Source organism: Lentzea sp. NPDC003310 (genome assembly GCF_040610935.1).
GTDB lineage: Bacteria > Actinomycetota > Actinomycetes > Mycobacteriales > Pseudonocardiaceae > Lentzea.
Genome location: NZ_JBEXNC010000017.1, coordinates 196254 through 210822, shown reverse-complemented (window position 1 = coordinate 210822; position 14569 = coordinate 196254). Strand labels below are relative to the sequence as shown.

Here is a 14569-nt window from a genome sequence, read left to right as displayed (position 1 = left end):
AGCTGGCGTACGGTGTCGGCATGGGAGTCGACTTCGGGAAGCAGACGGTGCTGGTCACCGGCGCGAGTTCGGGCATCGGCGCGGAGTTCGCGCGCCAGTTGGCGGCACGCGGATCGAGCCTCGTGCTGGTCGCGCGCCGCAAGGACAGGCTGGAGGAGCTGGCCGAGCGGCTGCGGTCCGCGCACGGCGCGACGGTGCACGTCGTGGCCGCGGACCTGGCCCAGCCGGGCATCGGCGCGCGGCTGGCCGAGGAGGTCGCCGCGTTCGGCGTCACGAGCCTCGTCAACAACGCCGGGTTCGGGAACTTCGGGGCGTTCCACGAGGAGGACCCCGAACGGCTGCGGCAGGAGGTCGCGGTCGACGTCAACGCCGTGGTCGAGATCAGCAGGGCGTTCATCGAACCGTTGCGCGCCAACGGTCACGGCTTCCTCGTGAACGTGGCGAGCATGGCCGCGTACCAGGGCACGCCGTGGTCGTCGGTCTACGGCGCGACGAAGGCGTTCGTCGTGAGCTTCACCGAAGGGCTGTGGGTCGAGTCGCGCGGCACCGGCCTGCGCGTCATGGCGCTCTCGCCCGGCGCGACGCGCACCGAGTTCTTCGACGTCGCCGGCAGCGAGGACATGGCCGGGGGCACGCGCATGCAGACCGCCCAGGAGGTGGTCGCGACCGCGATGCGCGCGCTGGACCGCCGGGTCACGCCGGTCGGGGTGATCTCGGGCCGGCTGAACCGCGTGCTGGCGTTCGCGGGACGGCACTTCGCCTCCCGCGCGATGGGCGCGCGGATGATCGGCCGGATGGTCCGGCAGAGCTAGAGTGAGGTCATGGAGAAGCCGTCGACGTTGTGGGACCGGTCGCGGCAGGCCGTGGTCGCCGAGATCGTCGAGACGGCGCTGAACCTGTTCGCGGAGCAGGGGTACGAGGCGACGACGATGGCCCAGGTCGCCGCGAAGGCGGGGGTGTCGCAGCGGTCGCTGTTCCGCTACTTCGGGTCCAAGGAGGACCTGGTCTGCGGCGAGCAGGAGGCGCTGGGCGAACTGCTGGTCGCGACCGTCGAGGCGCAGGCTCCCGAAGTGTCCACGTGGGACGCGCTGCGGGCCGGGTTCACCACGATCCTCACCGCCTCGGACCACTCGCCGGAGCGGGTGCTCGAGATCTCCGGGCTGATCTTCACGAACGCGTCGCTGCGGTCCAGGTACTTCGAGAAGCGGCTGAAGTGGCAGCGCTCCCTCGTGCCCGCGATCGAGAAGAGGATGGGCATCGAGTCCGGCGAGATCCCGGACGCCCGCGCGATGGGCGTCATCGCCACGGTGTTCGCGTGCGTCGACACCGCCACGGAACTGTGGGTCCGGCACGGCGGCAAGGCCGATGCGTTCGAGTTGTACGAACAGGCGCTTGCCGCCGTGCGCGGTTAGACAGTCACTTCGGACTTCTTGCGGCGCAACCGGAGCACGACCGCCACCGCGAGCAGCACCACGAGGACGCTGTAGGCGATCGCCGCGAACGGGCTCGTCACCAGCGCGGACAGGTCGCCCTCGCTGATCTGCAACGTGCGCCGGACCTGCTCCTCCGCCATCGGCCCGAGGATCAGGCCGACGACCAGCGGCGCGACCGGATAGCCGTGGCGCCGCATGAAGAAGCCGATCACACCGATGACCAGCAGCACGATCAGGTCGTCCGTCACGAAGTTCACCGCGTAGGTGCCCAGCGCGGCGAACAGCAGGATGCCCGCGTAGAGGTACGGCCGCGGGATCTGCAGCACCTTCACCCAGATCTTCACCAGCGGCAGGTTCAGCACGAGCAGCATGACGTTGCCGATGTAGAGCGACGCGATCAGCGCCCACACCATCGGGCCGTTGTTGGTGAACAGCAACGGACCCGGCTGGATGCCGTAGCTCTGGAACGCCGCCACGATCACCGCGGCCGTGGCGGTGGTGGGCAGGCCGAGCGTCAGCAACGGCACGAGCACGCCCGCCGCCGCCGCGTTGTTGGCCGCCTCCGGACCCGCCACGCCCTCGATCGCGCCCTTGCCGAACTCCTCCGGCCGCTTCGAGAGCTTCTTCTCCGCCGCGTACGACAGGAACGTCGACACGTCCGCGCCACCGGCCGGCACGGTGCCGATCGGGAACCCGATGAACGTGCCGCGCAGCCAGGGCTTCCACGAGCGCTTCCAGAACTCGCCCGTCATCCACTTCCCGCCGATCGGCACGACCTCGATGGGTCCGTGCCGCAGCCGCGACGCCACGTACAGCGCCTCGCCGACCGCGAACACGCCGACCGCCACGACGACGACGTCGATGCCGTCGGCCATGGTCGTGATGCCGAGCGTGAAGCGCTGCTGCCCGGTCAGCGTGTCCGTGCCGATCAGGCCGATGAACAGGCCGAGCCCCAACGACGCGAGGCCGCGCACGGGCGAGGAGCCGAGCAGTGCCGCCACGGTCGTGAACGCCACCACCATCAACGCGACGTAGTCCGCCGGGCCGAGCTGCACCGCGACGTCCGCGATCGTCGGCGCCAGCAGGGTGAGCAGCACCGTGGCGATGGTGCCCGCCACGAACGAGCCGATGGCGGCGGTCGCGAGCGCGGCGGCACCGCGTCCGGCTTTCGCCATCTTGTTGCCCTCCAAGGCGGTCACGATGGACGCGGACTCGCCCGGGGTGTTCAACAGGATCGACGTCGTCGAGCCGCCGTACATGCCGCCGTAGTAGATGCCGGCGAAGATGATCAGCGCCGCGGTCGGGTCGAGCGAGTAGGTGAGCGGCAGCAGCAACGCCACCGTCATCGCCGGTCCGATGCCCGGCAGCACGCCGACGGCCGTGCCGAGCGTGACGCCCAGCAGTGCGTAGAGCAGGTACTCGGGCTGCGCGGCGGTCGCGAAACCCTCCAGGAGGGCGGTGATGCTATCCATCGAGGAACGGCACCCCTTCGAAGATCCCGGCGGGCAGCGACAGGCCCAGGCCGTACGCGAACACCACCTGCACGACGAGCGCGAGCACCACCGCGATCGGCAGCGCCCGCCACCACGTCGCGCCCAGCGTCCAGGCCGCGCCGAAGAACAGCAGCGCCGCCGCGACCGGCCAGCCGACCAGGTCGATCAGCACCAGGTGCGCGATCAGCACGGCAACCAGCTTCGCCACGGTGAGCCAGTCGGTGCGGACGTTCTCGTCGACGTCCTCACCCTCCTCGGCCTGGCCGAGCTTCCCGCGCGCCGTGGCGATGATCGCCACGATGCCCGAGACGACAAGCAGAACTCCCACGGCGTAAGGGAACGCGCGCGGTCCTACGACGTTGTCGTCGCGCGCGGCGATCGTGGTCGCGTCGACCAGGGTGAAGACCCCGACCGCCGCGACCAGACCGCCGAACGCGTACTCCTCGACTTTTGCCGTGATCACTTCACGAGCCCGATGTCCTGCAGTGCGGGCTTCACGCGGCCGATCTCCTTGGCCATGAACGTCGAGAACTCGCTGCCGGTGAGGAACGTGTCCGTCCAGCCCTTCTTGGACAGCTCGGCCTTCCACTGCTCGCTCGCGTGCATCTCGGTGACGAGCTTGGTCAGCCGCTGCTTGGCCTCGGCGGAGATCGACGCCGGCGCCACGACGCCGCGCCAGTTGATCAGCTCGACGCCGAGCTCGGAGAACGTCGGCACGTTGAGGTCGGGCACCGGGTTCGGGCCGGACGTGCCGAGCGCGCGCAGCTTGCCCGCCTTGATCTGCTCCTTGTACTCGCCGACGCCGGAGATGCCCGCGTCGACCTTCTTGCCCAGCAGGGCCGCGAGCGACTCGCCGCCACCGGAGTACGGCACGTAGTTCAGCTTGGACGGCTCGATGTTCTTCGCCTTGAGCAGCATGCCCGCGAGGATGTGGTCGGTGCCGCCGGCCGAGCCGCCGGTGATCGAGACGCCCTTGCCCTTCTCGTTCACGGCGTTGAGCAGGTCGTCGATCGTCTTGTGCGGCGAGTCGGCCGGCACGACGACGACCTCGTCCTCGGCCGTCAGCCGGGCGATCGGCGTGGTCTCCTCCAGCCGGGCGGGCGAGGAGTTGGTCTCGACCGCGCCGACCATGACCAGGCCGGTGATCATCAGGTACGACTCGGAGCGCTCGTTCAGCAGCTTCTGCAGGCCGACTGTGCCGCCCGCGCCGCCGACGTTGGTGACCTGCACCGAGTTCGCGAGCTTGGCGCCCTGCACCGCCGCCTGCATCGACCGCGCCGTCTGGTCCCAGCCGCCACCGGGGTCGGCCGGCGCCATGATCTCCAGCTTCGCGATGGAGTCACCGCCGCTCGCGCTCTTCGCCCCCTGACCGCATCCCGCGAGCACCAGTCCGGCGGCGGCCACCGCCACCGCTCGTCTCCATGCCGTACCCATCGAGCACTCCTCGCTTCGTCGCGAACGTTGAGCGGGGACGCTAGGTAGCGGCTGTGTGCACACGTAAGGGTTAGGTCGTAAGTTCCGTATTGGTCGTTTAGTTCGTGACCTGTTTCACAGCTGATGCGTCAGAATTCCATCCATGTTCCGTCGATCTGTTTCGTTTGGAGCCTTGCTTCTGGCGTTGCAGGTGGTCATCGTGCTGATGACCACCTGTGCGGCCGGGCTGCTCGCGGCCAAACTGCAGAGCGACCGGATCCGCGACTCCTACAAGGACCGGATGCTGTCGGTGGCGGAGAGCGTGGCGCGACTACCGACGGTGATCGACGCCTTCGGCACGGTTGACCCGTCCGCGACGATCCAGCCGCTGGCCGAGGTCATCCGCAAGGCGTCCAACGTGACGTACGTGGTGGTCACCGACCACAACGGCGTCCGCTACGCCCACCCCGACCCGAAGCGCATCGGCGAACGCGTGTCGACCGACCCGAGCACCGCGTTGTCCGGCGAGGTCTTCGTCGGCACGGAGACGGGCACGCTCGGCACGTCGTTGCGCGCCAAGGTGCCGATCCGGTCCGACGGCGGCCGCATCATCGGCATGGCGTCCGTCGGCATCCTGGAGAGCCAGCTCTCCGACGACCTGGCCGAGGACCTGCCGGAGCTGATCGGCTGGCTCGCCGCGGCCGCGCTGGTCGGCGTGCTCGGCGCCGCCCTGGTCACGCAGCACGTGCGCCGGCGGACGTTCCGGCTCGAACCGGCCGAGATCGCGCAGCTGCTCGAGACCCGCGACGCGATGCTGCACGGCATCCGCGAGGGCGTGGTCGCGGTCGACGAGAAGGAACGGCTCGCGCTGGTCAACGACGAGGCGATGCGGCTGCTGGGCCTCGACGAGAACCCGAGCGGACGCCCGGCCGCGGAGGTCCTCGACGACGGCCTGCTCGACCTGGCCCGCGGCGACGACGACGTCGCGGACCGGCTCGTGCTCGCCGGGGAACGGGTCCTCGTCGCGAACCGGATGACGGCCAAGACGCACGAACGCGCGGTCGGCGTGGTGCTGACGTTGCGCGACCGGACGGAGCTGCACGACGCGTTGCGCGAGCTCGACGGCCAGCGCACGGTCACGGAGGTCCTGCGCGCGCAGGCGCACGAGTTCTCCAACCACCTGCACGTCATCGGCGGCCTGCTCGACCTCGACCGGGGCGCGGACGCCGTCGCCTACATCGAACGGGTCGGCGGCGCCGGCTCGGTCACGGCCGACATCATCGACGGAGCGAACGCGGATCCCGCGCTCGCGGCGTTGTTGCTGGCAAAATCCTCCACCGCGCACGAACGGGGAGTGGAGCTCCGGCTGGATCCCGGCAGCTCCGTCGACATCCGTGCGGGCGACGACGCGTTGACCGTGCTGGGGAACCTGGTCGACAACGCGGTCGACGCCGTGGAGACCGGCGGAACCGTGCGGGTGCTCGTGCGGTCGTCGGTGAGCGGGGTGCGGGTGGTCGTGGACGACGACGGACCGGGAGTGGCGGAGTCGCAACGCGGCCGCATCTTCGACCTGGGTGTTTCGTCGAAGGACGTCCAGGGCGCGCACGGCAGGGGTATAGGTCTTGCATTGGTGTCGAGGGTGGTGACCCGGCGCAGCGGCCGGGTGGCGATCACCGACTCGGAACTCGGCGGCGCGTCGTTCGACGTGTGGCTGCCGGAAACGGGGAACCGATGAGCGTGCGGACGCTCGTGGTTGACGACGACTTCGCCGTGGCGGCGATCCACCGCGGGTTCCTGGAGGCGATGCCGGAGTTCGAGGTGGTCGGTGAGGCGCACCGCGGCGGGGAGGCGTTGCGGGCCGTGGAGTCGCTGCGACCCGACCTGGTGCTGCTCGACATCCACCTGCCCGACATGTCCGGGCTGGAGGTGCTGTCGCGGCTGCGCGCCCGCGGCGGACCACCGGTGGACGTGATCGCGGTGACGGCGGCCCGCGAGCGCGAGACCGTGCGGCAGGCCATGTCCCGCGGTGTCGACAACTACCTCGTCAAACCGTTCACGCGCACGGCGTTCCTCGACCGGATGCGCGAGTACCTGGCGCAGCGCATCGAGGTGCAGCGGCTCGGACAGGTGCTGGACCAGGACGAGGTCGACTCGCTGATGCACCACCGGCCGCGCACCCTCGCGATGCCCAAGGGCCTGTCCGCCGTGACGCTGCGGCTCGTGACGGACGCGTTGCGGGACAGCGAGAACGACCTGTCGGCCCAGGAGGTGGGGGACCGGGCGGGGCTGTCCCGCGTGAGCGCCCGCCGGTACCTCGAGCACCTGGTGACGATCGGCAAGGCGGAGGTGCAGCCGCGCTACGGCATGGCGAACCGCCCGGCGCACGGCTACCGGCTGACCTGAGCGTCCCAGTCGATGCGGTAGTCCTGGTCCTTCGTGAACGCCTTGGCGCCGAAGGTCTTCACGACGAGGGGCATGAGCAACCGCGTGATCGGCCCGATGCCGCGTTTGTTGCTGTTGGTGCGGGCCGCCCGTGCCGCGATCCGTTCGACACGGGGACGCCGCAGCCGTTCGCCATGCCGTCGAACTTCACCTTCACCTTCGGTGGCACCAGATACGCCATCGCCGCCGACCTGCCGCCCGGTGCCGGCACTCCGCCGATGTCGACCACGACGTCCACCATCACGACCTCCCCTGGCGGGTCGGCCTGGGCCTCGTACACAACCTGCGCCACCGACGCCCAGGTGACGCACGGCGGCGCGACCTACTGGTGCCGCCAGACAGAATGAGCTTGTGGCGTCCCTTGAAACGACCAAGCAAACCAGAGTCCGCATGAGCCGGCAGAAGTCGCGGAACACGCAGGTGGAGATCGCCTTGCGCCAGGCGCTGCACGCGGCGGGTCTGCGGTACCGAGTGCACCTGCGCCCGATGAAGGGCGTGCGGCGGGAAGCGGATGTGGTGTTCACGGCGGTGAAGGTCGCGGTGTTCGTGGACGGGTGCTTTTGGCACGGCTGTCCTGAGCACGCGACCTGGCCCAAGAACAACGCGGAGTTCTGGCGGAACAAGATCGAAGGCAACCGCAAGCGCGACCTCGACACCGACGCTCGTCTCGCCGAGGCAGGTTGGTTGGCCGTACGGATCTGGGAGCACGAGTCGGTGGAAGTCGCCGCGGGGCGCGTGCGCGAGGCCGTGGAGAGTCGTCGCAGGACGAAGTAGCGAGATCGACGGCCGAGACGATATCCCTCGGACAGGGGACAGGCGCGAAGCTTGTATGCCGAATTTTGATTCTCATGGCCAAGTCAAAATTCAGCTGATAGTGTGACGTGGCTCGCCTATCGCAGGCGGCCCGAGCACTGGAGGCGGCGGCTGAGATGAGTCCACAGCAGGAGGAGAAGTTCGGGTCCTGGTTGGGGCGACAACTCCGCAAAGCGGGCATGACCCAGGCACAGCTCGCGGACGAGCTCAAGATCACCAGGGCGGCTGTGTCAGCGTGGATCAACGACCGCGCCGAGCCTCGACCGGACACCCAACGCAAGATCGCGGCGATCCTCGGCACCGACTCGGCGTCGATCTACAACCGCACCGATGTCGCTCTGCCCCTGCCTCTTCAGTGGCACCACAGGTCCGCGTACAAGGACGGCGGTCGCGAGTACGGCAACGCCGCTGCGTTCGCGTTCGACGCCAACCTCACCGCGCTCGCACGCGAGGCGACGCAGAACTCGTTGGACGAGCGGTTCGGCAAGAGCAAGCCCGTCCGCGTTCGCTACACCCTGCACGAGCTGACCGGTGATCACCTCGACGCGTTCTTGTCCGCGATTCAGTGGGACGAGCTTCGCGAGCACTACGACGAGGCCGCCAACACGAGGCAGAAGGTGTCTCGCAGCCTCAAGGCCGCGCTCGAGGACCTGGACGAGAACAGGAGGCTGCTCCTGCTGAGGGTCGACGACTACAACGCGGCCGGTCTCACCGGTCACGAGTACGACGACGGCAGGTACACCGCCGTGGTTCGCCGACAGCTCGACAGCCACAAGGAGTCCGGCGCGAAAGCGGGCGGATCGTACGGTCTCGGCAAGGTCACCCTGTGGGCAGCCAGCCGCTTCAGTCTCGTGCTCATCAACTCGACCCTGTCCGATCCCTACGAGGGGCACACCGCGCGACGGGTCGTGGGGCGGGTGGACCTTCCCTGGAGGCAGGTCGGCGGCGAGGCCTACGCGGGACCGGCCTGGTTCGGTCAGGCCGACACCGAACCGAACCGCGAGCGGGTCTCTCGTTCGTGGTGGGCTGACGAGCAGACGGTTCGTGAACTCCACCTCGAACGTTCCTCGGGCGAGGCAGGCACCTCCTTCCTGATCGTCGGCGCGCACGACGCTTCGGGGGACGCCACGTCGCTGAAGGAGATGCACGAGAAGCTGGTGAGGTCTCTGGCGGACGGCTTTTGGGCCGCGATGATCGGCGGCCGCACTGGTGGTCCACTGCTGGAGGCCACCGTCGTCACGATGCAGAACGGCAGCATCGTCATCGACGAGGAGCGTGTTGATCCGCGCGTGCGGCACGCCGCTTTGAGCCGTGCGCTTCAGGCCTACCTCGACGGTGACACGGTCGACGAGCTGACGTCGAGCGTTCAGGTGGCGCGTGCCGACGTGACGCTCGTGATTCCGCCGTACAAGGTGGACAAGACGAAGAAGAGCGGTGGCGAGCACCGCGCCGTTCTCCTCGTCACGCCGGCCGAAGACGACGACGAGCGAGTGAACGACGTGGTGTACATGCGAGGGAATCGCATGACTGTGATGCGGAAGCGACCGCGGGAGCTGCCGCTGGGCGCTACTCGCTTCCAGGCGGTGCTGCTCGCCGGCTACGCCACGGTGTCGGAAGGGGCCGGGGATGTGGCACTCGCGGAGCAGTTCCTGCGTGCCTCGGAACCCCCGGAACACACCAACTGGGAGTACACCGAGGAACTGACCGCCCTGTACGCACGTGGTGCCGCGAGTCGGCTCCGAGAGTTCCGGGTCGAGATCGACAAGACGGTCCGGCAGCTGGTCGGGCGTCGCGTGGCGAATCGAGGTGATGGACCTGCGGTGTTGCAGGAGCTGTTGAGGCTGGACGGATTCGGATCCGTAGGAGTCCGCCGGCCGCAGGGCGTGCCCACGGTGCGCAGCGTCAAGGGCCAGTTGGACGACACGGGAGCGTGGAACGTCCGCGTGGACTTGAAGCTGCCCGACGCGACGGACCAATGGCGACTCACGCCGGTCGCGAAGTTCGACGTGCGATCCGGGGGACGTGCGGTGGTCTTCTGGAAGGAGATCGTCGCCACGACGAACTGTCGTGAGGAGAACGGCAACCTGATCGTCGAACCCGGTGTCCAGTCGGCCTCTTTCTCCGGCATCACCGATCCCTCCAGTCACCCTGTGCACGGCAGTCTGGCCGGCCTGATCATCGACATCCAGAAGGCGCGGGGGTAGGACATGAAGCCTCTTCTTCCCTATCCGACCTTCGGAGACACGGCGACCCTCGAGGTCGTTTCGGTCGCCGTCGACGGCAGGAACCTCCCCTACTCGCAGATCTCGAAGACCGACCACGTGGTCGCCTTGCACGAGGCGGAACGCGGCTCGTGGCAGGCGGCCACGTTGCAGCTGAAAGCGTTGTTGCCTGATCAGGCGAGCACCGACCCCGCGTGGACCGACATCGTGTGTCTGGCTGTCCTTTCGGAGAGCGCGACGAACGCCCGGACCAGCGCACGCCTGACCCGACAACGGGACGGGTCCTGGCAAGGCGAGATCGAACTGGTGCGCGGCAGGCACTCGAGCCGAGCGGTCCTGTCCCTGGCGGTGGTCGCCGAAGTCGGGGGCGTCGCGGGGCGTGCGATCGGCGAGTCGACCCGGCCCTGGTACGTCGACCTGAAGGAGTCCGCTCCGCGTCGTCAACGCCAGATCAAGGTCGTGCAGGTCGACTTCCGGGAGGGACCGGAGGAGTGGCTTCGGCCGTTCAAGGACTCCACCTGGGTGGTCGACACCGTCAACGACGACATCCCGACGGTGTACCTGAACACGGCCGCTGTCGAGGGACTCATCGCGATCTACAACGGCAGCGGCGGGTCCGCAGCCGAGAAGGTGCTGCGCGAGATGGCTGCCAGCCAGACGGCACAGGACGTGTGGACCGCCATGTTCCACACCTCGGTGAGCCATCTCGACGAGGACGAGGACGGCACACCGATCATGCCGACTGGGTGGAAGGAGTCCGTGCTGCGCATGATGCTGCCGGACGTGTTGCCGGGCAGACAACTCACCGATGCTCTGCACGAGATCAACGACCGCCGCACCAGTGGTGACGGCTGGCCTGATCTGCAGACGAACATCCAGTACGCGGCGGGCAAGCGCAGCCAGATCGCCCGGAAGTTGACCACGGCCGTACGTACGGCCGCGAGCGAGGAGAGGACGGGCTTCTGATGAGCCGGGCACCTGTCGTCGACTACCCGGCCGTGCTCGGGTTCCTCCCGGACGCGGCCGTGACCAAGCACCTCAGCCACTCGATGCAGGCAGGCCAGGAGTTCCCGTCTGCCGGACTGCGCAGGTCGGTGGTCGATCTGCTGGAGAACGAGCCGAGGTGGCGTGCCGAGCCCGTGCGGGCGCTGGTGGACGAGGCGATGCGAAGGTTCGAGGACCAGCGGAGCAAGGCGGACGGGTGGCTCGCACCGCGGCTGCACGCCACCTTGCGGATGACCCGAGCGGAAGCCTCGAACAATCGTTTCTGGAACTACCTGGCGATGCTCGTCGCACCCGACTACGTGGTGTGGCGGCACAAGAGCGAGAAGCGCGGGGTGGCGGAGGCGGCGAGGTTCAGCGGCATTCACTACGTGCAGACCTTCGCCCGGCTGTGGTGGGCGGCCGAACTGTTCCGCGACGGCAGCGACTACCGGCCTGTCGAGACGTCGTTCGCCTATCAGGACGTCGTGAACAGCGTCATGCGCCTCGACGTCATCGATCACCGTCCGACCGCCGCCGCGATCATTCGGATCGTGCAGCGAATTCGTGACGAGAGGATGGCGAATCCCTCCGACCTGATCAACGCGCTGTCCAAGGCGGTGAACGCGGCGGGAAGCACGCTCGTGTTCGACGTGATCGCGGCGGACGCGCTCGTTTCTCACGACGCTCTCGTCGATTGGATAGCCGAATCCGCGTACGCGCCGGAGGTTCCGTGGGATCGGTTGCCGGATGGTCCGGACGACGGTGCGGTGGACAAGGCGGCTGTCGAGCTTCTCGTCCCGATGTTCGAGAAGCTCCTCTCCGAGGCGCCTCGCCGCGTTCGGGCCAGGAAAGAAGTGGCGAACGAGTCGGACGACGGTGAGTAGTTCGGGACCGAGCAACGACGTCTCCAAGTTTTGAATGTTGCACAAGGGGCGGAACAAGTAGATGACAGTGAAATCGAATGGATCCACGGGACCTTCGAGGTGGGGTGGACGGCGTCTCAGGTCGTTGGAGCTGTGCGCGGGTGCCGGAGGGCAGGCGCTGGGGCTCGAGTGGGCGGGTTTCGACCCGGTGCTCCTGATCGACAACAAGACCGTCGCCGTCGAGACGCTGCGGATGAATCGTCCTGAGTGGGACGTGCGAGAGATGAACGTCGCCGACTTCGATCCAGCGGACGACGAGCGCGTCTACGACGTCGATCTTCTGTCCGCGGGACTTCCCCGTGTCGAGGCCACCGCCGCTCCGCGCCGTCCCGGAGGAAGTGAGGAGGAGTTGAGGCTCCTCCACGACACAGTCATGCTCATGCACGCCGTTCAGCCCCGGGCATTGCTGATCGAGAACGTGCCTGACCTGGCCACGAGCGATAGGTACAAGGGCGATCGAGCGGAGGTCGAAGCCGAACTCGAGCACCTCGGCTATCACCCTCGCTGGCTGGTCGTCAACGCCGCCGATCACGGAGTTCCTCAGGAACGCAGGCAGGGAATTCTCGTCGCATTCAAGGGCAAGTCCGCCGGCTCGTTCGAGATGCCCTCGCCGGTGGTTCCCCACCCGACCGTCGGTTCGGTCCTGCTGGAGTCCATGAGTTCCCTCGGGTGGGAACAGGCTGTCGAGTGGGCGGAGCAGGCGGACAGGCCGGCTCCGACCATTGTCGGCGGGTCGGAGAACAGAGGGGGCCCGGACCTCGGGCCGAGTGGGTCCAAGCGTGCGTGGGAGGCCATGGGCGTGAACGGAGTCTCCATCGCGGACATTCCGCCGGGAGCAGATTTCCGGTGGGATCCGGGTGCCGGACGCCCCGGCATGGTCAAGCTCACGGTTGCCCAGACCGCGCTCCTGCAGGGCTTTCCGAAGGAATGGCAGTTCGCCGGCCGGAAGACCAAGCAGAGTCGTCAGATCGGCAACGCCCTGCCGCCTCCTGTGGCGCACGCGGTCGGGCAGGCGATTCGAAAGGTGCTCGAAGAACTCTGACCGGCCTCCCGGGGTGGGCCGACGACACCGGATAAACTTCCGTCCCATGACCCAAGAACAGTCCTCCGTCGACAAGCCTGGACAGATCCACATGGTGGATCTCTTCGCCGGGCCGGGAGGGCTGGACGTGGCCGCGCATTGGCTGGGCATGGCGGTGGAGGGGGTCGAGTGGGACGCCAACGCGTGCGCGACTCGCGACAAGGCGGGACTGGCGACCAAGCAAGCCGACGTTCGCGACCACAAGCCCGCCGACTTCGAGAAGGCGACGGTTCTCGCGGGCGGGCCGCCGTGCCAGACCTACACGGTGGCAGGCGGCGGAGCGGGCCGCCGCGCGCTGGAGCAGGTCCTTCGGTTCGTGAAGCTAATGGCGGCCGGGGAGGACGTGAAGGAGAGTCTGGCGGGACTCGACGACGACCGGACAGGCCTCGTCCTGGAGCCGTTGCGATGGGCGTTGGAGGCATTTCACAACGGCAAGCCGTATGAAGCCATTGTCCTCGAACAGGTTCCCGCGGTCCTGCCGGTGTGGCACGCCGTGCGTGAGGCGCTGGAGGGTATCGGCTACAAGGCCGACTGCGGGATTCTCCACACGGAGATGTTCGGTGTCCCGCAAACACGTCGCCGGGCGATTCTGATCGCGCGACGCGATCGCAAGCCTGCCCTTCCCGCGCCCACGCACCAGCGCTACCGCAAGGGCGAGCCCGCTGACGTGAGCGATGAACAGTTGTTGCTGCCGTGGGAAACGATGGGAAGAGCGGTCAAGCGGGAGTCCCCGTACGTGGTGATTTCCAACTACGGCACAGGCGGAGACCCGAAACTCCGTGGCAGGCGCACGTCCGACGAACCAGCCGCCACGGTGACCGGGAAAGTGTCTCGCAACCGGCTGGTGAACCGAGAAGATCTCGAACTCCAGCGGTTCACCCTGCCCGAGGCGGGACGGTTGCAGACCTTCCCGCTCGACTACCCGTGGTCCGGGAAAGACGTCTCCCAGCAGATCGGCAACGCCATTCCGCCTCGGCTCGCCGCGCACGTTCTCGCTGCGGCGATGGGCTGGGAACTCGACGAGAAGGCGCTCGACGAAGCCGTCAACGGCGAGTGGAGTGTCACGAAGGACAGCAGCCCTCTCGCAGCGCGAAAGTAGCCTTGTACAGGCGTGTTGTATCGGCGCCCCACTGTCCACAATAGACTCCGTTAAACGGAACTGGTTCCGCTTGTGAAGGTTGCGGCGCAAGATCCACGACCTGTGGCACCATCGATCACATGAGATCTGGGGGCAGAATTCTCGCACTGACCGCTGCGCTCGCGTTGCTCACGGGCACGACCGTTGCGCAGGCCGAAGTTCCTTCGTGCGACTCGGGAGTCAGGTTCAGCGCCACCGGCACAGGTGCGGCGATGGGCCTGCGCCTGATGGCGATCGAGGTGACCAACTGCGGAACGGAACCGTTGCAGCTCAACGGTTATCCGCGGGTCAAGTTGCTGGACGCGGACCGTCAGCAGCTGGATGTCGCGATCCTCGAAGGTTCCGGCGGCATCGCGGCGATCGAGGGCTTCGACGACCCGCCGCAGCCGATCACCGTGGCACCGGGTGACAGCGCGAAGAGCGCGTTCCTCTGGCGGAACACGCACGCGTCGGTCGACCCGCCGCAGCTCGCTCGGCACGCGGACGTCGCGGCCGTGCCCGACGGGGCGTGGGAGCCGCTGGTCGCGTCGCCGCAGGAGGGCAGCATCTACATCGACCTCGGCAGCACCGGGCGGTTGGGCGTCCGGGCCTGGTACCGGTAGTTCCCGCCGGTGGCGCGGCGATCGT

General features: G+C 68.0%; 15 protein-coding genes. 12 read left to right on the top strand and 3 right to left on the bottom strand.

The window, feature by feature from the left end:
• Window positions 1–20 precede the first annotated feature (20 nt).
• Both ABZX02_RS32455 and ABZX02_RS32450 read left to right on the top strand, forming a co-directional pair.
• Window positions 21–812 carry an SDR family oxidoreductase gene (locus tag ABZX02_RS32455; RefSeq protein WP_355303906.1) on the top strand — a complete coding sequence of 264 codons (792 nt, stop codon included), beginning with the start codon at window positions 21–23 and terminating at the stop codon, window positions 810–812.
• Window positions 813–821: 9 nt separating this feature from the next.
• The gene (locus ABZX02_RS32450; protein ID WP_355303904.1) at window positions 822–1412 is read left to right on the top strand and encodes a TetR family transcriptional regulator; all 591 of its coding nucleotides are present in this window, start codon (window positions 822–824) and stop codon (window positions 1410–1412) included.
• Here ABZX02_RS32450 and ABZX02_RS32445 read toward each other — a convergent pair.
• Genes ABZX02_RS32445 through ABZX02_RS32435 form a run of 3 tightly spaced genes read right to left on the bottom strand, consistent with a single transcriptional unit; the run spans window position 1409 to window position 4360 of the window.
• Window positions 1409–2905, bottom strand: a complete 1497-nt coding sequence (locus ABZX02_RS32445) for a tripartite tricarboxylate transporter permease (RefSeq protein ID WP_355303902.1) — start codon at window positions 2903–2905, stop codon at window positions 1409–1411. The genes ABZX02_RS32450 and ABZX02_RS32445 overlap by 4 nt on opposite strands.
• Window positions 2898–3389, bottom strand: coding sequence for a tripartite tricarboxylate transporter TctB family protein (locus ABZX02_RS32440; RefSeq protein WP_355303900.1), 492 nt, complete (start codon window positions 3387–3389; stop codon window positions 2898–2900). The genes ABZX02_RS32445 and ABZX02_RS32440 overlap by 8 nt, the downstream gene beginning before the upstream one ends.
• Window positions 3386–4360 (bottom strand): tripartite tricarboxylate transporter substrate binding protein, encoded by a 975-nt coding sequence (locus ABZX02_RS32435; RefSeq protein ID WP_355303898.1) that lies wholly within the window; start codon window positions 4358–4360, stop codon window positions 3386–3388. Before ABZX02_RS32435 ends, ABZX02_RS32440 begins: the two co-directional genes overlap by 4 nt.
• Window positions 4361–4532: 172 nt before the next feature.
• On the opposite strand from ABZX02_RS32435, the gene ABZX02_RS32430 reads away from it, so the two are divergent.
• The 10 genes from ABZX02_RS32430 to ABZX02_RS32385 all read left to right on the top strand — a co-directional run bounded on the left by ABZX02_RS32430 (window position 4533) and on the right by ABZX02_RS32385 (window position 14544).
• Window positions 4533–6074, top strand: a complete 1542-nt coding sequence (locus ABZX02_RS32430; protein WP_355303896.1) for a sensor histidine kinase — start codon at window positions 4533–4535, stop codon at window positions 6072–6074.
• Window positions 6071–6742: a response regulator gene (locus ABZX02_RS32425; protein WP_355303894.1), complete on the top strand. Its 672-nt coding sequence runs from the start codon at window positions 6071–6073 to the stop codon at window positions 6740–6742. Before ABZX02_RS32430 ends, ABZX02_RS32425 begins: the two co-directional genes overlap by 4 nt.
• Before the next feature lie 173 nt (window positions 6743–6915).
• Window positions 6916–7128 (top strand): hypothetical protein, encoded by a 213-nt coding sequence (locus ABZX02_RS32420; protein ID WP_355303892.1) that lies wholly within the window; start codon window positions 6916–6918, stop codon window positions 7126–7128.
• Between the two features lie 4 nt (window positions 7129–7132).
• The gene (locus tag ABZX02_RS32415; RefSeq protein ID WP_355303890.1) at window positions 7133–7555 is read left to right on the top strand and encodes a very short patch repair endonuclease; all 423 of its coding nucleotides are present in this window, start codon (window positions 7133–7135) and stop codon (window positions 7553–7555) included.
• A 155-nt stretch (window positions 7556–7710) separates the two neighbouring features.
• Window positions 7711–9798, top strand: a complete 2088-nt coding sequence (locus ABZX02_RS32410) for a helix-turn-helix transcriptional regulator (protein WP_355303888.1) — start codon at window positions 7711–7713, stop codon at window positions 9796–9798.
• 3 nt (window positions 9799–9801) lie between these two features.
• Complete coding sequence (locus ABZX02_RS32405; protein WP_355303886.1) at window positions 9802–10782, top strand: hypothetical protein; 981 nt, start codon at window positions 9802–9804, stop codon at window positions 10780–10782.
• Window positions 10782–11684: a DUF6339 family protein gene (locus ABZX02_RS32400; protein ID WP_355303884.1), complete on the top strand. Its 903-nt coding sequence runs from the start codon at window positions 10782–10784 to the stop codon at window positions 11682–11684. The genes ABZX02_RS32405 and ABZX02_RS32400 overlap by 1 nt, the downstream gene beginning before the upstream one ends.
• Before the next feature lie 61 nt (window positions 11685–11745).
• Window positions 11746–12765: a DNA cytosine methyltransferase gene (locus ABZX02_RS32395; protein ID WP_355303882.1), complete on the top strand. Its 1020-nt coding sequence runs from the start codon at window positions 11746–11748 to the stop codon at window positions 12763–12765.
• A gap of 46 nt (window positions 12766–12811) precedes the next feature.
• Entirely contained in the window at window positions 12812–13903 is a 1092-nt protein-coding gene (locus ABZX02_RS32390) for a DNA cytosine methyltransferase (protein WP_355303880.1), read from the top strand.
• 119 nt (window positions 13904–14022) lie between these two features.
• Window positions 14023–14544, top strand: a complete 522-nt coding sequence (locus ABZX02_RS32385) for a DUF4232 domain-containing protein (RefSeq protein WP_355303878.1) — start codon at window positions 14023–14025, stop codon at window positions 14542–14544.
• The last annotated feature ends 25 nt before the right edge of the window (window positions 14545–14569 follow it).